This window comes from Pseudomonas sp. S11P7 (assembly GCF_023195435.1).
Classification (GTDB): Bacteria; Pseudomonadota; Gammaproteobacteria; order Pseudomonadales; family Pseudomonadaceae; genus Aquipseudomonas; species Aquipseudomonas fluorescens_G.
This window is the reverse complement of the sequence record NZ_JALPKS020000002.1, coordinates 1,014,226-1,038,253: the sequence shown is the minus strand read 5'-3', so window position 1 is coordinate 1,038,253 and position 24,028 is coordinate 1,014,226. Positions and strand designations below refer to the sequence as shown.

Here is a 24,028-nt window from a genome sequence, read left to right as displayed (position 1 = left end):
CGTTCGAGTGCCAGTCATGACCAACCAGACCAATCGCCAGTTCCTGCTCGCCAAACGCCCGGTGGGTGCGGCCAGCCGTGAAACCTTTACCTATCAGGAAGTACCGGTCGGCGAACCGGCGGCGGGGCAGATTCTGGTGAAGAACGAATACCTGTCCCTGGACCCGGCCATGCGCGGCTGGATGAACGAGGGCAAGTCCTACATCCCGCCGGTCGGTATCGGTGAGGTGATGCGCGCGCTGGGCGTGGGAAAAGTCATTGCTTCGAACAATCCGGGCTTTGCCGTCGGTGACTACGTCAACGGCGCCATCGGCGTGCAGGATTATTTCCTCGGCGAGCCCAGAGGTTTCTACAAGGTCGATCCGAAACTGGCCCCGCTGCCGGTGTATCTGTCCGCACTGGGCATGACCGGCATGACCGCCTACTTCGCCCTGCTCGATGTCGGCGCGCCGAAGGCTGGCGACACTGTCGTGCTGTCCGGTGCGGCTGGCGCGGTGGGCAGCGTCGCCGGGCAGATTGCCAAGCTCAAGGGTTGCCGCGTTGTCGGCATTGCCGGCGGAGCCGACAAGTGCAAGTTCCTCATCGACGAACTGGGCTTTGACGGCGCCATCGATTACAAGAGCGAAGACGTGATCGCTGGGCTCAAGCGTGAATGCCCGAAAGGCGTCGACGTGTATTTCGACAACGTCGGCGGCGACATCCTTGACGCGGTGCTGAGCCGTTTGAACATGAAGGCGCGTGTGGTGATCTGCGGCGCGATCAGCCAGTACAACAACAAAGAAGCGGTCAAAGGCCCGGCCAATTACCTGTCGCTGCTGGTCAATCGCGCGCGGATGGAAGGCTTCGTGGTGATGGACTACGCCGCGCAATATGCCAGCGCCGCGCAGGAAATGGCCGGGTGGATGGCCAAGGGGCAACTCAAGAGCAAGGAAGATATCGTCGAAGGTCTGGAGACGTTCCCGGAGACCTTGATGAAATTGTTCAACGGCGGGAATTTCGGCAAGTTGGTGCTGAAAGTCTAAAGCCACCGCAAAAACAACTGTAGGAGTGAGCCTGCTCGCGATAGCGGTGTATCAGTCACATAAACGTAACTGTCAGGCCGCTATCGCGAGCAGGCTCACTCCTGCAAGGGCATACGTGGGGTTCAGGCGATTTCGGCCACAACCGAGGCCAGCGCCTGCGCCGGATCGGCCGCCTGGCTGATCGGACGGCCAATCACCAGATAATCGGAACCGGCATCCAGCGCCTGACGCGGAGTCAGAATGCGGCGCTGGTCGTCCTGCGCACTGCCGGCCGGACGAATCCCCGGGGTCACCAGTTGCAACGACGGGTGCGCGGTTTTCAGCGCAGTGGCTTCCAGTGCCGAGCAGACCAGGCCGTCCATCCCGGCCTTGTCGGCCAAAGCAGCCAGACGCAGCACCTGTTCCTGCGGCTCGATGTCCAGACCGATGCCGGCCAGGTCCTCACGCTCCATGCTGGTCAGTACGGTCACGCCGATCAGCAACGGCTGCGGGCCGCTGCGCTTGTCCAGCTCTTCACGACAGGCCACCATCATGCGCAGGCCACCGGAACAATGCACGTTGACCATCCACACACCCATCTCGGCGGCAGCTTTCACGGCCATCGCGGTGGTGTTGGGAATGTCGTGAAATTTCAAATCGAGGAACACTTCGAAACCCTTGTCTCGCAGGGTGCCGACGATTTCCGCGGCGCAACTGGTGAACAGTTCCTTGCCCACTTTGACCCGGCACAGTTTCGGGTCCAACTGGTCGGCCAGCTTCAGTGCGGCGTCACGGGTGGGGAAATCCAGGGCGACGATGATAGGAGTCTGGCAGGCGGACATGAATGGGCTCTCAGGCAGGTCGAAATCGGCGCGCATTGTAGCGGAACCGGCGGCGGCGCGGCACCCGATGATCGGTAAATCATCGACCCGGCGCTGATCAGCATAGCGCTCGCTGCTATTGTGTCGACTTCGATACACAGCCGACATGCCGCCAACATGCACCCGCATTAGCCTCGCCAGGCGCAACACGTCCTTACAACAGCACTTCCCGCCTCACGGCCGGACGCCTATGCTGAAAACCACCACCTCGCAGCCCATCTTTTGTGGTTGGCGGCCAACTGGCAGACGAACAGCCCCATGCACAACACCCAAACGCCCCCGACGGATGAGCCCAAAGACGACAAGCGCTGGAGCATTCGTGCCCTGATCGTCGACGACGACGTGCCGATCCGCGAGTTGATGATCGATTACGTCGCCCGCTTCAACATCCACGCCAGCGGCGTCACCGACGGCGCAGCCATGCGCCAGGCAATGCAGGCCGAACATTTCGATGTCGTGGTGCTGGATCTGATGCTGCCCGGTGAAGACGGTTTGTCGTTGTGCCGCTGGCTGCGCGCCGAATCGGACATTCCGATCCTGATGCTCACCGCCCGCTGCGAACCGACCGACCGCATCATCGGCCTCGAACTGGGCGCCGACGACTACATGGCCAAGCCGTTCGAACCGCGCGAACTGGTGGCGCGCATTCAGACCATTCTGCGCCGCGTGCGCGACGACCGCAGCGAACAGCGGGCCAATATCCGTTTCGATAACTGGCGGCTGAACAGCGTCCTGCGCCAGTTGATTGCCGACAATGGCCTGGTGGTGCCGCTATCCAATGCCGAATTCCGCCTGCTCTGGGTATTTATCGAACGTCCCCGCCGGGTGCTCAGCCGCGAACAATTGCTCGACGCCGCCCGCGGTCGCTCAATCGAAGCGTTCGACCGTAGCATCGACTTGCTGGTGTCGCGCCTGCGGCAAAAACTCGGCGATGATCCGAAAGCGCCACAGCTGATCAAAACCGTGCGCGGTGAGGGTTATCTGTTCGACGCGCGGGACATCGGCTGATGCGGGCGCGCTTCGACACACTGTTCGGGCGCCTGTTTGGCGTGCTGTTCGTGGCGATCGTCCTCGCGCACCTGCTGGCGTTCACCTGGTTCCGTCTTTACGGCCCGCCTCCCCCGCCACCGGAATTTACTCACGGTACCGAGAGCCAACAGCCGCCATCCGATCCGCGTTACCCGCCCCGCCCACCGCGGCCATGGTTCGGTGGCCCAGTGGTGCCGCTAACGTTCCAGTTCATTACCTTGATGATCGCCGCGTGGTACGGCGCCAAGCTGCTCAGCCGGCCGATCCAGCGCCTGAGCGACGCCGCCGAACGCCTCAGCGAGGATCTCGACAGTCCGCCATTGGACGAGTCCGGCCCACGCGAAGCGCGACAAGCGGCATCCACCTTCAACCTGATGCAACGGCGTATCCGCGAACAGGTCCAGCAACGCGCCCGCATGCTTGGCGCCGTATCCCATGACCTGCGCACACCGCTGTCACGACTGAAACTGCGCCTGGAAAACCTCAGCGACGAAAAACTCCAGGGCCAGATGCGTCAGGATCTGGACGACATGATCAGCATGCTCGACGCCACCCTCAGCTACCTGCATGAACAGCGCACCAGCGAAGCCGTGCAGTTGATGGACGTACAGGCGCTGGTCGAATCGCTGTGCGAAAACGCCCAGGACCAGGGTGCCGACGTACAGGTCAGCGGCCATTGCGCCCCGTTGCCGGTACAGCCGATGGCACTGCGCTCATGCCTCAACAACCTGCTCGACAACGCCCTGCGTTACGCCGGCCAGGCGCGCATCGAACTGCACGATCAACACGAACAACTGCTGATCCGCGTGATCGACCATGGCCCCGGGATTGCCGAAGACCAGCGTGAAGCCGTATTCGAGCCGTTTTATCGACTGGAAGGCTCACGCAATCGCAACTCCGGCGGCGTCGGCCTGGGCATGACCATTGCGCGCGAGGCTGCACAACGTTTAGGTGGACAGTTGAATCTGGAAGAAACCCCGGGGGCGGCCTGACCGCTGTCATTCGCCTGCCGCGGACCTGAAAACACAATGGTCCCCGGTAGAAAGAAGAAGTATCTGGATATGGCGGCTTGAGTTGAGCCGGCTGTTGCGGTCAGCCAATGAAAAGCCCCCTCACCTAGCCCTCTCCCGGAGGGAGAGGGAACTGACCTTGGTGGATGCGAAAGTTACGCCGACGTGAAATACCGAGTCGTATGCGAGTTTTGATCGGCCCACAAATCGGCTCCCTCTCCCTCGGGAGAGGGCTGGGGTGAGGGGCGAATCCACCCCAGATCCCAAGCCAACCACCCGCTTCTAACCACTCAACAATGAGCGTTAGCTCGAGTGCCCTTGATCTTGATCTTGCCTGACCAGCGACATCGGAAGGCTGAGTGGAGGGATTGATCCGGGCGTGGGAGCGCAGCGACCGTACGACGAAGTCGTACACAGCGGAAGTAGGTGCAGCGAAGCAAACCGTAGCCGCTGCGCCCGGATCGATCCCGGAGCGAAGGGACCCGAGCCTGCGAGGGCCGTACGTAGGAGCAAGCCTTTTTGGGTACTTTTTCGGCGTCTGGAAAAAGTGCCTCGCCGTAAGGGCGAAACCGCCAGCAGCAACCCCCGAAGCAACGGATATTCACGCAACCCAACCAGAGCATGGTCGGCCCAGAGGCCGCCAAGCCCAAAGAAAAAACCAGCTACCGCCGCTCCTCAACCCGCCCCTGACTCTTGCTCCAGTCCGTCAACAAACTATAAGCCACCGCCAACAACGTCGGCCCGATAAACAACCCGATAAACCCAAACGCAATCAACCCGCCAAACACCCCAAGCAACACGATCACCAGCGGCAGATTCCCGCCGCGACTGATCAGATACGGCTTGAGCACGTTGTCCACGCCACTGATGATGAACGTCCCCAGATCCCGAGAAACACCGCCATCCCGTACTCACCCTTCCAGGCCAGCCAGGCCGTGGCCGGCACCCACACCAGCGGAGGCCCCATCGGAATCAGACTGAGCAGAAAGGTCACGATCCCCAGCACCAGCGCGCCCGGCACCCCGGCAATCAAAAAACCGATCAACGCCAGAACCGCCTGCGCCGCCGCGGTGCCGATCACCCCGTTGACCACCCGCTGCACCGTGCCCGCCACCAGCTCGATGTAATAGCCGGCACGTTCGCCGATCAAGCGTTCCAGCAAACTGTGCACGAACGCCGCCAATCGCGGCCCGTCACGGTAGAAAAAGAACACAAAAACGATACTCAACGTCAGCTCGAGGATACCGCCGCCGATCTGCGCACTGCGTGCCAGCAGCCAGTTACCGACCTGCCCCAGATAAGGTTTGATCGATACCATCAGCGCCGCGCCCTGCTGATCAATGCTGTTCCACAACCCCACCAACCGCTCTCCCACAAACGGCAAAGTGCCGAGCCAGTCCGGCGCCTCCGGCAGACCGTCAACCTGCACATCCTTGATGAATGCCGTGGCATCGCGCACATGATCGGCAAGATTGAAGCCCAGCCAGACCAGCGGCGCGGCAACCAGCAGCATCCAGCCCAGGGTCAGAATGGCCGCGGCCAGCGACTCACGGCCATTGAGCCAGCGCGTCAACAGACGCATCAACGGCCAACTGGCGAACGCCAGTACCGCGCCCCAGAACAGCGCCGACCAGAACGGCGCCATCACCCACAGGCTGGCCCCGAACAGCACCAGCAAGAGGATCTGCACCAGCAGGCGATCATTATTGAGCATGGGTGATCTCGAAAAAGTCAGTCAGGCCAAGAGTAGGCGAACATGCGGGCGTGTTCGCCCGCCAGCTTATCGCAACAGGTCGATACGCAGACCTTTGCCCTCGACAGTGCCGGTTTCCATGCGCGCCGCTCGCACCCCCTGATTGATCAACGCCTGACGCCAGGCTTCGGCCTTGGGCCCGGACAGCGTCACCCGCAAGGTGGTATCGAGGTTGAGGCCACGGGAGATCAGCCTAAGCCAGGTGTCATCCGGGGCATCGACGCGGTCGGGGAAATCCAGCTCGCCGGTACTCTTGAGTTGGCGCAGCAGGGTTGCCGAGGTCGGCAGCAACTCACCCAGTGGCGCCAGCGCTTCGAACTGTTCGACATGCAGATAGGCTTTGCGATTGCCGCGAGTGATGCTGTACAGCGCCACCACCGTGTTGCCCCGCGGTGCCGCCAGGCGCAACAGCAGATACGCCTGTTGCTCGTCGGCGCCATACAGTTTGGCGTTGCCGAATACCTCGTTGGCCCACAGGCTGCTTTCACCGCAATCACGCGCCTGACACCAGAACAGCAACTCGGCGTCCTGTTTCTGCAAAGCCTTGCGCGCCTCGGTGAAGGCTTCGGTAGCGGAATGTTCGGGCGGCAACTCATAAGTGACCGAAGTGGTCTGGCCACGCGCGGTGACCTGGCCGTCGAAACGCAACTGGCCGCTGATCTTGCGGATCGAACCCAGCGGGTAGATCCGCTCCAGCTCGACTGGCGGTCGATAGTCGACGATCTGCGCGTCGGCCAGACGCGGCACGATCGGCAGATCCTGACTGCCCGGCACATCGGCAGCGAACGAAAGCGTACTGAGACAGCACAGTACCAAAAGACTGATGAAGCGCATCGTCAGGCTCATCGGATCGGCATGACTGAGTGATTCGGGGTCGCAGCGGTATAGAAATCCATTGTTGTCGTCTCCCATTTCAACCCGACCAGCCTCGACAGTTGCCCGCTGCAAGTCAAGGAATGGCGAAGAAGCGATTGAAACAGTCTGCGACAAGATCCGCGCCGGCCTCATCGTTGAGGTGCAAATGATGCCCGCCCGCCAACTGTTCACGGCCAAAGGGCAGACGCTCCAGCAGCTCGGAATGTTTGGCCAGCATGCCCTCGGCGGCCACCACCAGTTGCGCCGGGCAAGCAATGCGCGCGACGAAGGCCAGCGCCTGCTCCTGGGTCAGGCGTAATGGCGAGGGCAAGGTCAGGCGATTGTCGGTGCGCCAGGTGTAACCGCCGGGCACCGGCATCAGACCGCGCTGGGCCAGAAGCTCGGCCGCCTCCCGACTCACGGCTACCAGCCCTTTCATGCGCGCTTCAATGGCGCGGTCGAGGGTCGGATAGACCGGTTTGCGCTTGTCACGCAGATCCAGTTGCGCTTGCAGGGCCATGCCCATGCGTTCGGCAGCATTTTCGCCTTTGTCTGTCGGAGGAATCACCCCATCGATCAGCGCCAGATGGCTGATCCGCTCCGGCAACGAGCCGGCCAGCACCAGCGACACAATGGCGCCCATCGAATGCCCGAGCAGACCGAAACGCTTCCAGCCCAGTTGCTCGGCGACCTGCAGCACATCGTGGGCGTAATCCCACAGCGCGTAACCCGCACCATTCGGGCGGTGTCCGGAATGCCCGTGCCCGGCCATGTCCAATGCGATGATGCGCAACCCTCTGAGCCTGGGGGCCAGACGCGCAAAGCTGTTGGCATTATCGAGCCAGCCATGCAGGGCAATCACCGGCAAGCCGTCCTCAGGACCGAACAAATGCGCGGCCAGATCGATATGCGGCAGGCTCAGGCGCACTTCTTCGAAGATCGGGCTCATGCGCAGTCCTTGTCCTGACGGGTTTGCCAGCGGCTGAACAGGGTCTTCAGCAAGCGTGCGGTGTCCTGCGGGCGTTCGAGCGGGAACATGTGCCCGCCGGGCATGCTCAGCGCCTCGCCCTGGGCCAGGCGCGAAACGAAGCGAGTGTGATGACGCATCACCACGCGGCTCTTGTACCCGCGCACCACCGCCAGCGGCACCTGCAATTGCCGGGTATGAGCGGGACTGGTGTGCGGCACGCCGCGATAGATGCTGATTTCGGTAGCCGGATCGAAACGCAGGCGCAGTTTGTCACCGACCTTGTGCAAACCGTGGTGCAGGTAAGCGTCAAAGCATTCCGGGTCAAAACCGCGAAACAGCGTCTTGCCGGCAAAATAACTGCGTGCGCTGTCGAGGTCGGCAAATTCTTCGCGCCGGCCCAATGTGCGGCCGGCAGGTGTCAATTTGTCGATAAAACCGAAGCGCTTGGCTGCGCGGATCACCCATTGATCGGTGCGGGTCAGCACCGGCGAATCTAGCATCACCACACCGCGATACAGCTCGGGACAACGCAGTGCCGCGTGCAGGTGCAGCACGCCGCCAAACGAATGACCGACACCCCACACTGGCTGATCCTGCTGCTGCAAATGGTGGATCAACTCGTCGACGAGGTTGTACCAGTTGTCGTCTGCTGGAAAACGCGGGTCATGGGCATGCTGTTCCAGATGCGCAACCCGGTACTCGGGCGCCAGCGCCGCAAACAGCTTGCCGTAGGTGCCCGAAGGGAAGCCATTGGCGTGGGCGAAGAAGATCGGTTGCGACATGCTGGGCAAATCCATGGATGGAGAACGTGCCGATGATTGTCCCCAAGACTGCGCCTTGCGGCAATGACCGTAACGGCCACGGATGATGACAGGCATGCCACAGCCAACCCCGTCGGCCGCCATGAATACGTGCCTGTCAACTGTCAGCTCTGTCAGTTGACAGCGGCGGCGTCCGGACAGATAAGAAATGGGTTACCACTGACCTGATCGCCGGCCCTAATGACCCATGCCCATACCCCCGCCGTTCAGGCGTTCGACCCGCGCGGACTGGTATTGCGCGGCGTGGCGTATCACCGGCGGGACAACGTTTCGGCACCTGAACGATATATCACGCAACAAGTGCATGACGCCGCCGGTCGCACAGCATTCAGTCGCGACCCGAGACTGTTCATCGAGAACAAGCCCGCCAACCAAAGCAATGTGTACAGTTTGTCGAACGCGACGCTTTTGAGCGACAACACCGATGCAGGCTGGCGCCTGAGTCTATACGCCGAGGACGGGGCCATGCTCGATGGCTGGGATCAGAAGCGCAACCACCTCCGCACCCGTTACGACAGCCTGCGACGCCCCGACGCTCTGTACGAACAGGGCGACGGTGAGCCCGAGCAGTGCACGGAACGCTTCACTTACTTCCCAGGCGCCGCCGAAGATCCAAACAACCGTTGCGGCCGCTTGATTCGTCATGACGATACGGCAGGCACTTTAAAGACCGACGGTTTCACGATCAGCGGCCTGCCCGTTTATCTGCATCGCACCTTCAAAGCCGACCCCGATTGGGCAGTGGATTGGCCGGACGTCGAAGCCGATCGCGAGTTGTATCTGGAGGACCTCCCCGCCACGACCCGCTTGGGCTATAACGCAATGGGCGAATTGATTGCCCAGACCGATGCCATGGGCAACTGCCAGATTCTGATGCAGGACCGCGCCGGCCACTTGAAAGAAACCCGCCTGATGCTGGCCTCCGAATCCGCCAGTCAGGCGCTGGTCGGCGACATCCGCTACAACGCGTTCGGCCATGTGGAAAGCCAGCGCGCCGGCAATGGCGTGGTGTCCCTTGCAACCTTCAGCCTTGAGGACGGCCGCCTGCACCGTCTGGTCAGCCGGACCAGTGATGGCTCCGTCGTGCAGGATCTGACCTATGACCATGACGCAGTCGGCAATATCACCTGCCTCATCGATGGCTCCGTGGCGGTTAAGCATCATCGCAACCAGCGGACCGAAGCGATCTGTCGCTACCGCTACGACAGTCTGTCGCGGTTGATCGAAGCCACCGGGCGACAGATTCGCAATGCCCCCGGCGGGCCACTGCTGCCACCATTCGTATCACCCGCCGACCCGCAGCAACTGGAAAATTACACGCGCACTTACACCTATGATGCGGCCGCGAACCTGGTGTTGATGGAGCACCGTGCCGCCAGTGGCAGTCGCACCGAACGCACGGTTGTGGCAGGTTCGAGCAATCGCAGCCTGGCGGAAAAATCCCTCGGCCAGTTGCCTGACGAGCAGGACATCGCCGCGGCTTATGATGCCAATGGCAATCGCCTGACATTGCAGGACGGCCAGACACTGCACTGGAATCGACGCAACCAATTGCATCAGGCGAACCTGGTGACCCGCACAGGTTCCGCAGACGATGGAACCGATGACATCGAGCGCTACGTGTATGACAGCAGCGGCCAACGTCAGCGCAAGATTCGGCGAATGCACACCGGATCGCTGCAACGAATCGATGAGACCCGTTATTTACCGGGGCTGGAGATTCGCAGCACTGCGCAGCAGACCGTCCATGTCATCTCCATCAAGGCGGGTCGTGCGACAGTGCAAGTGCTGCATTTCGAAACCACCAGTACGCACGGTATGCCGCAGGATCAGCAGCGCTACAGCTTCAGCGATCATTTGAATTCGAGCACACTGGAGCTCGATGCACGGGCTCGGCTCATCTCCCGGGAAAGCTATTACCCCTTCGGTTCAACTTGCTGGTGGACCGGACGCAGTCTGGTGGAGGCGAACTACAAAACCCTGCGTTATTCAGGCAAGGAACGTGATGCCACCGGATTGTATTGCTACGGTTTTCGCTACTACGCACCGTGGCTTCAGCGCTGGCTCAATGCCGACCCGCTCGGCGTGCAGGACGGCTTGAACCTGTTTGCCATGGTCCACGGCAACCCGATCGGGCATGTGGATTTGCAGGGTCTGGTCACGGTCAGGGAAGGCACTGGCGCAGCACTCGCCACTTTTGCCCGGGATGGCCTCAGTGCCCTCGCCGGCGGCGCGGCTCGATACTTCGCCGACCAAGGTATGCGGCAATGGGCCACGGAGGATGCAGACGCTGCGCCCGATCCCGGCGTGAACCTGGGGGTAACTATCGCGGGCAGCGTCGTCGGCGCGATCGTCGGTGGTGCAATGGGCGCCGGCGCGGGCAGCCGCATTGCAAGCAGTCGCAATCAGAGCCGCGCCGTACAGACCCTGGCAGCAGGGGTTTTTGCCCTTGCCGGTGCTGCTGCAGGCGCGGCGGCCCCGCTTTATGCTTATCTGGCCGACAGACAAGCCTTGAATGTCACTGCCATCAGCATTCTTGCCAGTGTGCCCGGGAACATGCTCAGAGAGGCAAGCCAACGCGCAATCGCCCAGATCGGCCCCAATGTCACGCTGGCTCCGTCTGGCACTGCCGCCGCCTTGCGCATGGTGCCGTATACAGCACTGCTTTTCGCGGGTGGCACAGCTAGAACGGCGATGGCAGCTGGCGCGGGAGTCGCCGTCAGTGCTGCCGTGGAAGGGCTCAATGGTGTGTCCGCTACTGCGATCCACTCAGCGTGGGGCGGACAATACACGCGCCAAAACGATTCGCCGTCGATCCCTGACCTCAGAGAATGGCTGTTCAGCGCAACGACGCGCACCGCCGGGGCAATGCTGACGGCCTCACTGACATCGCTAACCGCCTTCTACACAAATCTTGCCGACGATCCAGTTCGCACAGGGGTCGTCGCGAGCCTCGGTGCATTCGTGGAGGCACGGATCTACCTCGGCCAACATGTCCAGCTCGGGATATACGAGCTACTGGGTTGGGCCGATGACGGTGACTTCACCCTCGACCAATACACCGCCGCCAACAGTGTGTGGCGAAGTTCGACGCCTGACAGCTATCACCCGCAGATGCGCAGCGAGATTGAACTGCCGATGAACGTACTGGGACGACGAAACAGCGTGTAAATCACTGTGAAGGCGGCGTCTGCCCCAACGGCACCACCGCCATGGTCAGGCGCGACACACAACTGGCCTTGCCTTCGTCGCTGGTCAGGCGGATATCCCAGACGTGCGTGGTGCGACCCATGTGAATCGGTCTGGCCACCGCCGTCACCCGGCCACTGCGCAAGCCGCGCAAGTGGTTGGCGTTGATCTCAAGTCCCACGCAATAAAATTTGCTGGCATCGATGCAAAGATAACTGGCCATCGAACCGACGGTCTCCGCCAGCACCACCGACGCACCGCCATGCAGCAAACCGTACGGCTGATGAGTGCGATGGTCGATGACCATGCTCGCGGTCAGCGAGTCGTCGTCGAACGCCTCGAAACGGATGTCGAGCAGTTCGCCGATGGTGTTTTTCTGAATCGCGTTCAACTGCTCGATATTCGGAGTGGTACGCCACACGCTCATCGCAGACTTCCTTTTGTTGTTCTGGTCGTCGCTCAATCCTGCCACAGCACTGCCTCGCTGCGCTCGCTCCATTCTTCGAAACGGCTGCCGTAGGTGTCTTCGATGACATTGCGCTTGATCTTCAACGTCGGCGTGAGAAAGCCGTTTTCCACCGCCCAACTGTCCTTGACCACCACCAGACGGCGCAGCCGTTCGTGCTTGTCGAGCGCGGCGTTGACCTCTTCCAGCAGTTTTTCCAGACTCGAAAGCAGACTTGCGCGGCCCTCTTCCTGATTGACCGCCGACAACACGCACAAGCCCAACGGTGCGCTCAATCCGTCTCCCACCACACACACTTGTTCAATACGCGAATGCACCGCCAGACGGTTTTCAATCGGCGCTGGGGCGACGTATTTGCCCTTGCTGGTCTTGAAGATTTCCTTCAGTCGCCCGGTCAGGCGCAGGCGCCCTTCACTGTCCTGCTCGCCCTTGTCGCCGGTGCGCAGAAAACCGTCTGCGGTGATGGTTTCTGCGGTTTTCTGCGGCTCCTTGAAATAGCCGAGCATGGTCGCCTGACTGCGCACCTGCACTTCGCCCGACTCATCGATGCGCACCTCGACCTGCGGGCATGGCTTGCCGATCCAGCCCTGCCGGTATTGCCCCGGCAGGCAGATGTGCGAATAGCCGCAGCCCTCGGTCATGCCGTAGACCTCCAGCACGTCGAGGCCGAGTTTCTGGTACCAGGCGAGCAAGGTCTGCGGCACCGGCGCCGCCCCCGACAACGCCACACGCAAGGCATCCAGGCCCAGCCCGGCGAGCACTTTGTGCCCGACCCGTTTGCCAATGAACGGCAGGCCAAGAAGAAAATCCAGGCGTTTCGCAGGGACCTTGCTGTAAACCCCCATCTGGAACTTGGTCCAGATCCGCGGCACGCCGAACATCGCGGTCGGCCGCGCGCGCTTCAGATCAGTGATAAAGGTGTCGAGGCTTTCGGCAAAGAATACGCTTTGCCCGGTATAAATCGACGCCAGTTCGACGAACATCCGCTCGGCAACATGACACAGCGGCAGGTACGAGAGCAGCCGGTCGTTCTCGTTGAGCCCGAACAATTGCGTGCCATGGGTCGTGGCGAAACCCAGATTGGCGAAACTGTGCATCACGCCTTTCGGCAGGCCGGTGGTGCCCGAGGTGTAAATGATCGTCGCCAGTTGCTCGGCGGGCGGGCGCGGGTCGTCCTGGATGGGCGAAGATTTTTGCAGCTCGGCCCAGCTGAAATCGAATTCGCCGGGCGGATGCAGCGGCAGGCTGATCGTCGGCAGCCCGGTCGGGATGCCCTTGGACATGCCCGGCCAGTCATCGAGCTTGCCGATAAACGCCAGCACGCTTTCGGAGTGCATCAGCACCTGCGCGACCGAGTCGGCGGTCAGATTGGGATACAGCGGCACCGAGACGTGCCCGGCCATCCAGATGGCGAGGTCGGCGATGATCCAGTGCGCGCAGTTTTTCGAGATCAGGGCGATGTGACTGCCGGCCGGCAATTCCCGCGAGCGCAGCCAGTGCGCTGCGCAGCGGGCCTGATGGCCGACGTCGGCCCAAGTCAGCGTCTCGACCTGCCCGCCGCCGATCGGCTGCACCAGAAAGCGCTGGCGCGGGTGCCGGGCTTCCCGTTCGTAGAACACGTCCAGCGGCAAACGGAAGGCGGCAGACATGCGACTCGCTCCTGTTTTTTTGGTCTGGAGCAAGCGTAGTCAACCAAGCAAGTGCTTGGTTGGATTTTTCAAACAAATAATTACAGGAGTTCGCAATAACCAGTGTGGGAGCGAGCCTGCTCGCGAAGAGGGAGTGTCAGCCGACAAAAGTGTCGCCTGACATACCGCATTCGCGAGCAGGCTCGCTCCCACAAGGGTGTTGCGTTAAGGATGTTTCAGGCTGTTGAGGGTCGTGGAGCCGATCAACAATTCGCTGTGCTCAAGCTCGGCCAGGCCAGCCGTACTGACCCGCTCCGGCGGATGCCCGGCGCCATGCTGCAGATAGCTGAGCAGATTGCCCACCAACGGGTTGTGGCTGACCAGCAAGACATTGCTGAGATTGTCCAATTGCTTCACCACGTAGTCGAGGTCGGACTCCGGTGTCAGCCACTCGACAGTGAGAATCTCTGGTTCGAATCCCAGAGCCTCGCGCACGATCTGCGCGGTTTGCTGCGCGCGCAGATACGGGCTGGCGTAAATCGCCGTCAGCGGCTTGCCGATCAAATGCGCGGCGCTGCTCAAGACTTCTTTGCGACCGTGCTCGGTCAGTTCGCGCTCGGGGTCGACTTTCGAGCCATGAGGCACCGCCTCACCGTGACGCAATACCCAGAGTTTCATAGTTTGGGCTCCTCATCTCGAACCGGATGCGCGGCTGGCGCCACGGCATGCGGCGCTTCGCCTTCCGGAGTGCGCGGCGCCGGCCAGTCGGCGAACGGCCAAGGCTTCTGGTCGCTGTGAAACGTGCCGAAGCGGCCGATCTGCGCCAGAAACTGGCTCAGGCTGTCGCCGAAATTCATCAGGCTGGCGCTCGGCGCGCCGTAGATCAAACGGTAGATCAGTTGCACAAGTACCACGGCGCCGAGGATGAACTGCGCCACTTGCCAGACCAGCAGGTAAACGATCATCCACAATACCCGCAGGAGAATGGATTCGTACTGGGCTTCGGTTTTCGGATCTTGCATGGCTTGCTTCCTGTGCGTGTGACGGCTGAGTCAGTTGAAACCGCTGGTGGAGATGAAGTCGACGTCGGTTTTCGGCTCGGCGCGCATCAGTAGACCGATCACCTGCTCCAGCGTGCGGCCCTCGAACAGGATTGCATGCAGCCCGGCGACCAGCGGCATATAGACGCCAACTTCCTGCGACTTGGCCTTGAGCACTTTCAGGGTATTGACCCCTTCGGCGACTTCACCCAGACGCGACACCGCTTCATCGAGGCTCAAGCCCTGACCGAGAGCGAAACCGACCTGATAGTTGCGGCTCTTCGGTGATGAACAGGTGACGATCAGATCGCCGACACCGGCAAGCCCGAGGAAGGTCATCGGATTGGCACCCTGATTCACCGCAAAGCGGGTCATTTCCGCCAGCGCGCGGGTGATCAGCATGCTCTTGGTGTTTTCGCCCATCTCCAGCGCCACGGCCATGCCGGCAATGATCGCGTAAACGTTTTTCAACGCCCCGCCCAGTTCGACGCCGAACCGATCGGCGCTGGCGTAAACCCGGAAAGTACGGCCGTGCAGCGCGGCCTGCACCGCTTTGCACAGTTCTTCATCCTCGCTGGCTACCACCGTGGCGGTCAGCGCATGTTCGGCGATTTCTCGGGCCAGGTTCGGCCCGGACAACACGCCGATGCGCGCTTGCGGAGCGATTTCTTCGAGAATCTGGCTCATCAGCTTGAAGGTCTGCGCTTCGATGCCTTTGGTCAGGCTGACCAGCATCTTGCCACTCAACCGCTCGGCGTGGGCGGCAAGCACCGTGCGCAACGCACTGGAGGGCAGCGCGACAAAGCACAAATCACAGGCGTCGAGGGTTTCCTGCAGGTCGGTGACCGCGGTCACCCCCGGGAGAATCTTGATGCCTTTGAGGTAACGCGGGTTTTCGCGATTGACCCGGATGGCTTCGGCCTGCTCGGGGTCACGCATCCACTGCCGGACTTGATGGCCGTTTTCGGCCAGCAGATTGGCCACGGCGGTACCAAAACTTCCGCCTCCCAGGACCGCAATCGGGCGCTGTTCAGTCATATGCAATCCGTTAATCCATACCAGTGGCGATGGCGGCATTATACGGGGCGACCCGGTCGCGGCCAGCCCCAGCAACAATTACCGACAGTTGTAGGAAGAAGACCAATAAAACCTAGGAAAATGCCTGCAACGTGACTGGAAAAGTCGCTGCCCTCGGTTAACATGCGCGCCAATTCTTCGCTTTCAAGGCTGTGTCGTGTCCGCCGGTTCTCTTCCATCGCGTTCATCCCTGTTGCTGGCGCTGCTGGTCTGCCCTGCCGTGCAGGCGGATGACCTGTTCGTCGACAGCGAAGCACTGCCGCAAGTGCTGACGGCCACGCGCCTGAAACAAACCCCGGCGCAAGTGCCCGGCAGCATGACCGTACTCGACAACGAACTGATCAACGCCAGCGGCGCCCGCGACATCAGCGAACTGCTGCGCCTGGTGCCGGGCATGATGGTCGGCAACATCAGCGGCAACCAGGCCGCGGTCAATTATCACGGGACCAACGCCAGCGAGGCGCGGCGCATGCAGGTGCTGATCGATGGCCGTTCGGTGTACCGCGCCGGGCTGGCCACGGTGGACTGGAGCGACATTCCGGTCGCCCTCGAAGATATCGAGCGCGTCGAAGTCTTTCGCGGCCCGAATACCGTCAGCTATGGCGCCAATGCGCTGATGGCGGTGATCAACATCATTACCCGCCACCCGGCAGACAGCCACGGCACCCGGCTGAAGTACACCCGAGGTCAGCGCGGCATCAATGACTTTTATGCCAGCCAGGGCAGCGGCTGGAATGGCGGCGACTTGCGCCTGTCGTTGTCCGGCCAGGAGGACGACGGCTTCGACAGCGACCGTAGCGGCGCCGATTACCGCGACAGCCGCCGCTTGAATCGCCTGAGCCTCGCTGTCAGTCACACCCTCAGCGACGACCAGAGCCTCGACTGGCAACTCAACGCCAAGGACGGCACCAATCAACGGCCTTATACCTACCAACCGGTGTTCTCGGGGATTACTGCCGCCGGTAACAATTCCGACGTGGTTGCCAAGGATTACGCCGGCTCGGTGCGCTGGAATCTTGATATCAACCCGCAGCACAGCCTGTATGTCCAGGGCTCGGCGCAACACTGGGACCGTCAGCAAACCTGGCGCGCCTGCGATGCCGAGGTGTCGTTCAGCCCCGAGTTGACGCAATTGTGGCAACTCAACCCCAATTACACCGAGCGGCTGGCGCGCAACATCACCCGTTTCACCGGCCCCGGCGCGGCTCCCGGCACACCACAGGAAATGGCGCTGGCCAATCAGGTGCTTGAGCAATGGCGCAACGGCGCAAGCAGAACCCTGTGCGGTGACATTGACCAGAGCGCGCGCGAATCACGCTATGACCTCGAACTGCAAGACACCCTCAGCCTGTCCGACAGCCTGCGCCTGGTCAGCGGCCTGAACTACCGTTACGACCGCGCCGACTCGCAAACCTATTTCAACGGCACGCTCGACGACACCACCTGGCGCGCGTTCGGCCAACTGGAATGGCGCGCGACCGAACACTGGCTGTTGCAGGGCGGTGCGATGTTCGAAGACACCCGGTTGGTTGGTAATTCGCTGACCCCGCGCTTCGCCGTCAATTACCTGATCAACCCGCGCCACAGTCTGCGCGCGGTGTACTCAGAGGCGATCCGCTCGCCGGACATGTTCGAGAACAATGTCAACTGGAGCTATCAGGTCAGCAACCTGCGGCCCTCGGCCTACGGCCAATCCTCGGCACGCTACTTTGTCAAAACCCGCGGTCCGGGTGATCTCGATCAGGAACACATGCGCTCGCGAGAGCTGGGCTACAACGGTTATTTCGCCGAACTCGGTCTGGCGCTCGACGTGAAGCTGTTCTACGACGAGATCACCGGGATGATCAGCGAGCCGCTGCGCAACAACCAATACATTGCCAGCAATGCCAACCGCTCACGTTTTCGCGGCACCGAGAGCCAGCTCGACTGGCGCCTGAGCCGCGCCGACCGTTTGCGTTTCACCTACGCCTTCGTCGATGCCGAAGCGAGCAATCCGCTGGATCAGCAATTCACCTCACGCAACAGCGGCTCGGCCGGCTGGCTGCGCGATTGGGGCCACGGCTGGAACAGCTCCCTCTTCTATTACGGCGACAACGCCCTCAACGGCTACCGCTTCGAGCGGATCGACACGCGCATTGCCAAACGCATTGCACTGGGCAAAGCGCAACTGCAACTGGCCGGCGTGTTGCAGCAGCGCCTCGATCATGAACCGAACACCTTCGTCGACAATAACTACGACGAGCGCCGGGTCATGTATGTCAGCGCCGAGCTGGAGTTCTAGCATGCGCTACGGCCGGTCACGGAAGACGCCGACCCTGAGTCACTGGCTGGCCGGGCTGTTTCTGTTTGTCAGCGCATGGCTGCACGGGGTGGCGGTACAGGCCGCCGATATTCTGTTGACCGGCGCCGAGGACAGCCCCGGCGTGCAAGCCTTCGTCCAGGCGCTGAGCGAGTTGCGCCCAACCGACACCGTGCGTTTCCAGCCACTGGCCAGTCTGCCAGCACCGGGCAAATTGCCGGCCAGCCTGCGCCTGATTCTGCTGGATCTGCCGAGCCTGGACTGGCGCCTGCAAGAACCTCAGGGTCCGGCGACGCTGGTGTTGCGCATCAGCCGCTTGCAGGCGCGGCAACGCCTGGGCAGCAGCCAGCCGGCGCGCTTGAGCCTGCTGTGGAGTGATCCGCCGTTGAGCCGCCAATTGCAATTGATCCGGCAAATTCTGCCGCAGGCGCGACGCGTGGGGGTGCTGTTCGGCGAGCACAGCGAATTTCTCCTCAGGGAACTCAACCTCGCCGCCGAACCCTTGGGCCTGCACGTGTTCAGTCAGCGCTGGGACGACATCCACGACAGCCGCCCGTTGCAAGCGGTGCTGAAGAACAGCGACGTGCTGCTCGGCCTCGACGATCCCGAGCTGTACAGCCCGAAAACCGCTAAGAACCTGTTGCTCAGCAGCTACTCGCGGCAGATGGCACTGGTCGGCCCCAACATCGCTTTCGTCCGCGCCGGCAGCCTCGCCAGCACCTACAGCGACCAGCACGACTGGCTGAGCCTGCTCGACCAATTGCTCGACCAGCCAACGGCCAGTTGGCCGCGAGCGCTCTATCCCGCACGCTTCAAAGTCTCAAGTAATGCGCAGGTGGCTCGTTCTCTGGGTATCGAACCGCCCGATGATGTGTCTGTCGCCAGCCTGCTGGCCGAAGGAGAGCGCCGCCCATGAGTTTCCGTCGCCGTTGGGACATCAATACCCGCACACAGCTGATCAGCCTGGGCCCGGCGTTGTTGTTGACCTTGCTGTTGATCAGCTTTTTTACCTTTGTGCGCATTCAGGACCTGCGTCAGGAACTGACCCACACCGGCCAGTTGATTGCCAATCAACTGGCGCCGGCTACCGAATACGGAGTGATTTCCGGCAACAACGAGGTGCTGGAAAGTCTGCTCAAAGCCACGCTGGCCACGCCCAATGTGCGCTTTCTCGAAGTCCAGGACAGCGCCAACCGTATTCTGGTCTACGTCGAACAACCGGCCGATGTGCACCGCCGACCGCATCAGATCGAAGTATTCCAGGCCCCGGTACGCCTGCAACGGATCGCTTTGCACAATGACTTTTTCCAGGACGGCAAAGTCAACAACGGCGCAACCGCCGAAGATTATCTGGGACGGGTGATCGTCGGCCTGTCCAACGATGCGTTCAGTCAGCGCCAACAGGAAATCCTCCTCAAGGCCGCCATTCTTGCGCTGTTCGCCCTGCTCTTTACGTTTGTGCTGGCGCGGCGCCTGGCCGGCAGTCTGTCGCAGCCGATCCGCGAAATCGGCGATGCGGTCAAGGCAATTCAGGACGGTGACTACAAAGCCCCGCTACCCATAGTCGATGACACCGAACTGGGCGCCCTGTCGCAGCACATCAACAACCTCGCCCAAGCGCTGGAACAAGCCAGCCGCGAACAGCATCAGGCGATGGCGCAACTGATCCAGACCCGTGAAGAGGCAGAAAAGGCCAACAACGCCAAATCCGATTTTCTGGCGATGATGAGCCATGAACTGCGCACGCCCATGAACGGCGTGCTGGGCATGCTGCAATTGCTCGAAACCACCGAGATGACCGCCGAACAGGTCGAATACGCCGCCCTCGCCTCGGAGTCCACCGAGCACCTGCTGAAAGTCATCAACGACATTCTCGATTTCTCGCGCATCGAACGTTCGGAACTGGAGCTTGAGCACATTCCGTTCAACCTCGCCGAACTGATCGGCGCCTGCGCGCAGTCGTTCCAGCACAGTGCAGCGCAACGCGGGCTGACCTTGAACCTGCGCATCCCGGACGATCTTCGCGGCCTGCAGGTGCAGGGCGATCCGACGCGGATCCGGCAGATTCTGGTCAATCTGGTCGGCAACGCGCTGAAGTTCACCGAACAGGGCCGCGTCAGCATCGAGGCGCAGTGGCAATCGCTGGATCATGAACTGCTGTGGTTCACCTGCTCGGTACGCGACAGCGGCATCGGGATCTCATCCGAAAGCCTGGAACTGATGTTCAACGCCTTTCAGCAGGCCGACAGCTCGATCTCGCGGCGTTACGGTGGCACCGGGCTCGGCTTGCCGATCGCGCGCACTCTGGCCGAGCGCATGGGCGGCACGTTGCGCGCGCAGAGCGAGGAAGGTCGCGGCTCGGTGTTCACCCTGGAAATCCCCCTGGCGCTGTACAGGCAGGCCTTGCCACCGCTGGCCGCGCCGCGTGCGCTCAACGGCAAGGAACACGGCGAAGGTCGGCATGTGCTGCTGGTCGAAGACAACCCGGTGAACCAGACCGTGATCGAAGCGATGCTGCGCAGTCTGGGCTTTGCGGTCAGCGTCGCCACCGATGGCGCGCAAGCGGTGCGCAGTGCCGAAGGCGCCGACTTCGAAGCGATTCTGATGGATTGCCGCTTGCCGATCATTGATGGCTACGAGGCGACGCGCCAGATCCGCCGCCTGCCCGGACGCAGCGAGGTGCCGATCATCGCGCTGACCGCCAACGCCTTGCAGGGCGACCGCGAGACCTGCTTGTCGGCGGGGATGAACGATTATCTGGCGAAGCCGTTCAAACGTAATGATCTGCAGCAGATTCTGCAGCGCTGGGTGTCGTAACGTAGGCCTTTCGACCATCTGCGACTGGCGTGAAAAGCGAAAGTGCGGCAGTCTTAGGCACCCGAACGAGCCCCAAAAGGGGCTTGAATAAAAATTTCAGTGCACAAGTGTACATTCATGTCCTTGGTGCTGTGACTTTCACCACAACGCAATAGTCTATGAGTAGGCTGCCGGTTCGAGGCATGAACGCTTCGAACGGTCGGGAAGATTTGCCCCACCTGCCGCATGGGATTATTGAGGAGCTCGCATGACCAAACAAAACGCCTTTACTCGGGAAGATCTGCTGCGCTGCAGTCGCGGTGAGCTGTTCGGCCCAGGTAACGCGCAACTGCCCGCCCCGAACATGCTGATGGTGGATCGCATCACCCTGATCAGCGAAGAAGGCGGCAAGTACGGCAAAGGTGAATTGGTCGCCGAACTGGATATCAACCCTGACCTGTGGTTCTTCGCGTGCCACTTCGAAGGCGATCCGGTGATGCCGGGCTGCCTGGGTCTGGATGCCATGTGGCAACTGGTCGGTTTCTTCCTCGGCTGGCAAGGCCTGCCGGGCCGCGGCCGTGCGCTGGGTTCGGGCGAAGTGAAGTTCTTCGGCCAGGTCCTGCCGACCGCGAAGAAAGTCACCTATAACATTCATATCAAACGCGTCCTCAAGGGCAAGCTGAACCTGGCCATCGCCGATGGTTCGGTGACTGTCGACGGTCGCGAAATCTACACCGCCGAAGGCCTTCGCGTCGGCGTGTTCACCTCCACTGACAACTTCTAAGGGTTATTCGCATGCGCCGCGTCGTTATCACTGGTCTGGGCATCGTTTCGTGCCTGGGCAATGACAAAGAGACCGTCTCCGCTAACCTGCGTGCAAGCCGCCCTGGCATCCGGTTCAACCCGGAATACGCCGAAATGGGTCTGCGTAGCCAGGTTTCCGGCTCCATCGACCTCAACCTTGAAGAACTGATCGATCGCAAGATCTATCGCTTCGTCGGTCACGCAGCGGCTTACGCCTACCTGGCCATGAAAGACGCGATTGCTGACTCCGGCCTGACCGAAGAGCAAGTGTCCAACCCGCGCACTGGCCTGATCGCCGGTTCCGGTGGCGCCTCCACGCTGAACCAGATGGAAGCGCTGGACATCCTGCGTGAGAAAGGCGTGAAGCGTGTCGGCCCGTACCGCGTGACGCGGACCATGAGCAGCACCGTTTCCGCTTGCCTGGCCACCCCGTTCAAGATCAAGGGCCTGAACTACTCCATCGCATCTGCCTGCGCCACCAGTGCTCACTGCATCGGTACCGCCATGGAACAGATCCAGATGGGCAAGCAGGACATCGTCTTTGCCGGCGGCGGTGAAGAGGAACACTGGAGCCAGTCGTTCCTGTTCGACGCCATGGGCGCACTGTCCAGCAAGCGTAACGAAACCCCGGAACAGGCTTCCCGTGCCTACGACGCCGACCGTGACGGTTTCGTCATCGCTGGCGGTGGCGGCATGGTCGTGGTCGAAGAGCTGGAACACGCTCTGGCCCGCGGCGCGAAAATCTATGCGGAAATCGTCGGCTACGGCGCGACCTCCGACGGCTACGACATGGTTGCCCCGAGTGGCGAAGGCGCGATCCGCTGCATGCAGCAGGCGCTGTCCACCGTCGACACCCCGATCGACTACCTGAACACCCACGGCACCTCGACTCCGGTCGGTGACGTTGCGGAAATGAAAGGTGTGCGTGAAGTGTTCGGCGACAAGGCTCCGGCGATCAGCTCGACCAAGAGCCTGTCCGGTCACTCCCTGGGCGCCGCCGGCGTTCACGAAGCGATCTACTGCATGCTGATGATGGAAGGCAACTTCATTGCCGGCTCTGCCAACATCGACGAGCTGGACCCTGAAGTGGCCGACCTGCCGGTGCTGACCAAGACCCGCGAAAACGCCACCATCAACACCGTGATGAGCAACAGCTTCGGCTTCGGCGGCACCAACGCCACGCTGGTGCTGAAGCGTTGGGAAGGCAAGTAATTCCCCCTGCTTGAGCCGCACATGAAAACGCCCCGACTGGTTCGGGGCGTTTTTTTGGCCTGCAATAAACTTCAGCACACCTCTGATCCCTGTGGGAGCTGGCTTGCCAGCGATAGCGGAGTGTCAGGTAATGAAGACGCCCACTGTGCCGACGTCATCGCTGGCAAGCCAGCTCCCACAGGGTTTTGCGGCGCGCTGAAGATGAAACGTTTGTCATGAAACCAAACGCCCTGCGACCGAATGTCGCGGAATACGTGGGCTGCAGCACTGTTGCAAAATACGCAACAACACCTTGCGCGAATCGGCCGTTTACTTAGCTGGCTAACAAATCCTATAACAGAGTCCTGCACAGGCCTTGCTGCAGATAACCTGAGATTTGGAGCTAGCAGATGACTGTAAAAGTAACTGAACGCGACGATTCACACATGTCCCACGAAGGCGTGGCCGCCGGCATCCGCATCTGGGATGTGCATCAACAAGACTTGCTGGTCGGCATGTTCCACAACGAAGTCGATGCCCACAACTACAAGGCCGAACTCGAAGTCCAGGAACAACAACGCGACGCCCGCTCCTCCTGAAACAGCCACAGCATTGAAAACGACAAACCCCGCCATGAGCGGGGTTTGTCGTTGTGGCCTTCAGCGGATTACCACATCAGGTCATCCGGGATCTGGTAAGCCGCGTACGGATCGTCCTCGGTGCTGACCTCTTCGGTCTTGACGTTGAGCTGGACGATGCGCTGTGGGTCACGTTCCTGGATCTTCAGCGCCGCTTCACGCGGGATCACTTCGTAACCGCCGTTATGGTGGACGATCGCCAGCGAACCATTGCTGAGCTTGTTGCGCATCAGCGTGTTGACCGAGATACGCTTGACCTTCTTGTCGTCGACGAAGTTGTAGTAGTCCTCGGTGGTCAGCTTCGGCAGACGCGAGACTTCGATCAACTGCTTGACCTGCGCAGCGCGCGCCTTGGCTTCGGCCTTCTCTTTCGCCTGACGGTTCAGCTCCTGGTCGCGCTTGACCTTCTCGGCCATGGCTTCCTGGGCGGCGCGCTGCTGCGAGTCATCCAGTTCGATCTGACCCTTGTGAGCCAGGCGCTGCTGCTTCTGCTTGTCCTTGCTGACCTGCTTGGCCTGCTTTTGGTTGACCAGGCCTGCTTTGAGCAACTGATCGCGAAGGGAAATACTCATGGTGCTTAC

General features: G+C 61.3%; 19 protein-coding genes and 2 pseudogenes. 10 read left to right on the top strand and 11 right to left on the bottom strand.

Translation table 11 applies throughout. The features are described from left to right. Positions 1 to 16 precede the first annotated feature (16 nt). Positions 17 to 1,021, top strand: a complete 1,005-nt coding sequence (locus M0746_RS04795; protein WP_258448359.1) for an NADP-dependent oxidoreductase — start codon at positions 17 to 19, stop codon at positions 1,019 to 1,021. 122 nt (positions 1,022 to 1,143) lie between these two features. On the opposite strand, the gene pyrF is transcribed toward M0746_RS04795, so the two are convergent. Next, on the bottom strand, positions 1,144 to 1,842 hold the full coding sequence (gene pyrF / locus M0746_RS04790) for an orotidine-5'-phosphate decarboxylase (RefSeq protein WP_258451439.1): 699 nt from the start codon (positions 1,840 to 1,842) through the stop codon (positions 1,144 to 1,146). Between the two features lie 297 nt (positions 1,843 to 2,139). Between pyrF and M0746_RS04785 the strand changes: the two genes are divergently transcribed. Together M0746_RS04785 and M0746_RS04780 are read left to right on the top strand one after the other, a co-directional pair. Continuing rightward, the gene (locus M0746_RS04785; RefSeq protein ID WP_258448358.1) at positions 2,140 to 2,889 is read left to right on the top strand and encodes a response regulator; all 750 of its coding nucleotides are present in this window, start codon (positions 2,140 to 2,142) and stop codon (positions 2,887 to 2,889) included. Further along, a pseudogene (locus tag M0746_RS04780) lies at positions 2,889 to 3,931 on the top strand (sensor histidine kinase). Before M0746_RS04785 ends, M0746_RS04780 begins: the two are co-directional and overlap by 1 nt. A 651-nt stretch (positions 3,932 to 4,582) precedes the next feature. Here M0746_RS04780 and M0746_RS04775 read toward each other — a convergent pair. The 4 genes and pseudogenes from M0746_RS04775 to M0746_RS04760 all read right to left on the bottom strand — a co-directional run bounded on the left by M0746_RS04775 (position 4,583) and on the right by M0746_RS04760 (position 8,280). Further along, a pseudogene (locus M0746_RS04775) lies at positions 4,583 to 5,634 on the bottom strand (AI-2E family transporter). Between the two features lie 66 nt (positions 5,635 to 5,700). Continuing rightward, positions 5,701 to 6,507 carry a DUF4892 domain-containing protein gene (locus M0746_RS04770; protein WP_258451438.1) on the bottom strand — a complete coding sequence of 269 codons (807 nt, stop codon included), beginning with the start codon at positions 6,505 to 6,507 and terminating at the stop codon, positions 5,701 to 5,703. A gap of 115 nt (positions 6,508 to 6,622) precedes the next feature. Beyond that, positions 6,623 to 7,477 carry an alpha/beta hydrolase gene (locus tag M0746_RS04765; RefSeq protein WP_258448357.1) on the bottom strand — a complete coding sequence of 285 codons (855 nt, stop codon included), beginning with the start codon at positions 7,475 to 7,477 and terminating at the stop codon, positions 6,623 to 6,625. Then, positions 7,474 to 8,280, bottom strand: a complete 807-nt coding sequence (locus M0746_RS04760; protein WP_258448356.1) for an alpha/beta fold hydrolase — start codon at positions 8,278 to 8,280, stop codon at positions 7,474 to 7,476. The genes M0746_RS04765 and M0746_RS04760 overlap by 4 nt, the downstream gene beginning before the upstream one ends. Before the next feature lie 282 nt (positions 8,281 to 8,562). Here M0746_RS04760 and M0746_RS04755 point away from each other — a divergent pair, with 282 nt between their 5' ends. After that, on the top strand, positions 8,563 to 11,490 hold the full coding sequence (locus tag M0746_RS04755) for an RHS repeat-associated core domain-containing protein (protein ID WP_258451437.1): 2,928 nt from the start codon (positions 8,563 to 8,565) through the stop codon (positions 11,488 to 11,490). Position 11,491: 1 nt separating this feature from the next. Here the strand turns inward: M0746_RS04755 and M0746_RS04750 are convergent, their stop codons facing one another. The 5 genes from M0746_RS04750 to M0746_RS04730 all read right to left on the bottom strand — a co-directional run bounded on the left by M0746_RS04750 (position 11,492) and on the right by M0746_RS04730 (position 15,680). Continuing rightward, the gene (locus tag M0746_RS04750) at positions 11,492 to 11,935 is read right to left on the bottom strand and encodes a hotdog fold thioesterase (RefSeq protein WP_208940169.1); all 444 of its coding nucleotides are present in this window, start codon (positions 11,933 to 11,935) and stop codon (positions 11,492 to 11,494) included. Positions 11,936 to 11,967: 32 nt separating this feature from the next. Next, on the bottom strand, positions 11,968 to 13,623 hold the full coding sequence (locus tag M0746_RS04745; RefSeq protein WP_258448355.1) for an AMP-binding protein: 1,656 nt from the start codon (positions 13,621 to 13,623) through the stop codon (positions 11,968 to 11,970). Positions 13,624 to 13,827: 204 nt separating this feature from the next. Then, a complete protein-coding gene (gene sixA, locus M0746_RS04740; RefSeq protein WP_258448354.1) occupies positions 13,828 to 14,280 on the bottom strand; it encodes a phosphohistidine phosphatase SixA in 453 nt (150 codons plus the stop codon). Beyond that, positions 14,277 to 14,624 (bottom strand): DUF4389 domain-containing protein, encoded by a 348-nt coding sequence (locus tag M0746_RS04735; RefSeq protein ID WP_090285288.1) that lies wholly within the window; start codon positions 14,622 to 14,624, stop codon positions 14,277 to 14,279. Before M0746_RS04735 ends, sixA begins: the two co-directional genes overlap by 4 nt. Before the next feature lie 30 nt (positions 14,625 to 14,654). Then, entirely contained in the window at positions 14,655 to 15,680 is a 1,026-nt protein-coding gene (locus M0746_RS04730) for an NAD(P)H-dependent glycerol-3-phosphate dehydrogenase (RefSeq protein ID WP_090285290.1), read from the bottom strand. Positions 15,681 to 15,876: 196 nt separating this feature from the next. Between M0746_RS04730 and M0746_RS04725 the strand changes: the two genes are divergently transcribed. The 6 genes from M0746_RS04725 to M0746_RS04700 all read left to right on the top strand — a co-directional run bounded on the left by M0746_RS04725 (position 15,877) and on the right by M0746_RS04700 (position 23,408). Next, the gene (locus tag M0746_RS04725; protein ID WP_258448353.1) at positions 15,877 to 18,000 is read left to right on the top strand and encodes a TonB-dependent receptor plug domain-containing protein; all 2,124 of its coding nucleotides are present in this window, start codon (positions 15,877 to 15,879) and stop codon (positions 17,998 to 18,000) included. A gap of 1 nt (position 18,001) precedes the next feature. Further along, positions 18,002 to 18,934 carry an ABC transporter substrate-binding protein gene (locus M0746_RS04720; RefSeq protein WP_258448352.1) on the top strand — a complete coding sequence of 311 codons (933 nt, stop codon included), beginning with the start codon at positions 18,002 to 18,004 and terminating at the stop codon, positions 18,932 to 18,934. Then, complete coding sequence (locus tag M0746_RS04715; protein WP_258448351.1) at positions 18,931 to 20,835, top strand: ATP-binding protein; 1,905 nt, start codon at positions 18,931 to 18,933, stop codon at positions 20,833 to 20,835. The genes M0746_RS04720 and M0746_RS04715 overlap by 4 nt, the downstream gene beginning before the upstream one ends. Positions 20,836 to 21,082: 247 nt before the next feature. Further along, positions 21,083 to 21,598, top strand: a complete 516-nt coding sequence (gene fabA, locus M0746_RS04710; protein ID WP_003227150.1) for a 3-hydroxyacyl-[acyl-carrier-protein] dehydratase FabA — start codon at positions 21,083 to 21,085, stop codon at positions 21,596 to 21,598. 11 nt (positions 21,599 to 21,609) lie between these two features. Beyond that, positions 21,610 to 22,830, top strand: a complete 1,221-nt coding sequence (fabB, locus tag M0746_RS04705; RefSeq protein WP_090285297.1) for a beta-ketoacyl-ACP synthase I — start codon at positions 21,610 to 21,612, stop codon at positions 22,828 to 22,830. Positions 22,831 to 23,219: 389 nt separating this feature from the next. Next, positions 23,220 to 23,408: a hypothetical protein gene (locus M0746_RS04700; protein ID WP_258448350.1), complete on the top strand. Its 189-nt coding sequence runs from the start codon at positions 23,220 to 23,222 to the stop codon at positions 23,406 to 23,408. Between the two features lie 68 nt (positions 23,409 to 23,476). Here the strand turns inward: M0746_RS04700 and M0746_RS04695 are convergent, their stop codons facing one another. Then, complete coding sequence (locus M0746_RS04695; RefSeq protein ID WP_090285301.1) at positions 23,477 to 24,019, bottom strand: DUF2058 domain-containing protein; 543 nt, start codon at positions 24,017 to 24,019, stop codon at positions 23,477 to 23,479. Between the last annotated feature and the right edge of the window lie 9 nt (positions 24,020 to 24,028).

Bases quoted from the DNA above. Each gene is read 5' to 3' on its own strand.
- M0746_RS04795 (WP_258448359.1), top strand. From the start codon at position 17: ATGACCAACCAGACCAATCGCCAGTTCCTGCTCGCCAAACGCCCGGTG.
- pyrF (WP_258451439.1), bottom strand. From the start codon at position 1,842: ATGTCCGCCTGCCAGACTCCTATCATCGTCGCCCTGGATTTCCCCACC.
- M0746_RS04785 (WP_258448358.1), top strand. From the start codon at position 2,140: ATGCACAACACCCAAACGCCCCCGACGGATGAGCCCAAAGACGACAAG.
- M0746_RS04770 (WP_258451438.1), bottom strand. From the start codon at position 6,507: ATGCGCTTCATCAGTCTTTTGGTACTGTGCTGTCTCAGTACGCTTTCG.
- M0746_RS04765 (WP_258448357.1), bottom strand. From the start codon at position 7,477: ATGAGCCCGATCTTCGAAGAAGTGCGCCTGAGCCTGCCGCATATCGAT.
- M0746_RS04760 (WP_258448356.1), bottom strand. From the start codon at position 8,280: ATGTCGCAACCGATCTTCTTCGCCCACGCCAATGGCTTCCCTTCGGGC.
- M0746_RS04750 (WP_208940169.1), bottom strand. From the start codon at position 11,935: ATGAGCGTGTGGCGTACCACTCCGAATATCGAGCAGTTGAACGCGATT.
- M0746_RS04745 (WP_258448355.1), bottom strand. From the start codon at position 13,623: ATGTCTGCCGCCTTCCGTTTGCCGCTGGACGTGTTCTACGAACGGGAA.
- sixA (WP_258448354.1), bottom strand. From the start codon at position 14,280: ATGAAACTCTGGGTATTGCGTCACGGTGAGGCGGTGCCTCATGGCTCG.
- M0746_RS04735 (WP_090285288.1), bottom strand. From the start codon at position 14,624: ATGCAAGATCCGAAAACCGAAGCCCAGTACGAATCCATTCTCCTGCGG.
- M0746_RS04730 (WP_090285290.1), bottom strand. From the start codon at position 15,680: ATGACTGAACAGCGCCCGATTGCGGTCCTGGGAGGCGGAAGTTTTGGT.
- M0746_RS04720 (WP_258448352.1), top strand. From the start codon at position 18,002: ATGCGCTACGGCCGGTCACGGAAGACGCCGACCCTGAGTCACTGGCTG.
- M0746_RS04715 (WP_258448351.1), top strand. From the start codon at position 18,931: ATGAGTTTCCGTCGCCGTTGGGACATCAATACCCGCACACAGCTGATC.
- fabA (WP_003227150.1), top strand. From the start codon at position 21,083: ATGACCAAACAAAACGCCTTTACTCGGGAAGATCTGCTGCGCTGCAGT.
- fabB (WP_090285297.1), top strand. From the start codon at position 21,610: ATGCGCCGCGTCGTTATCACTGGTCTGGGCATCGTTTCGTGCCTGGGC.
- M0746_RS04700 (WP_258448350.1), top strand. From the start codon at position 23,220: ATGACTGTAAAAGTAACTGAACGCGACGATTCACACATGTCCCACGAA.
- M0746_RS04695 (WP_090285301.1), bottom strand. From the start codon at position 24,019: ATGAGTATTTCCCTTCGCGATCAGTTGCTCAAAGCAGGCCTGGTCAAC.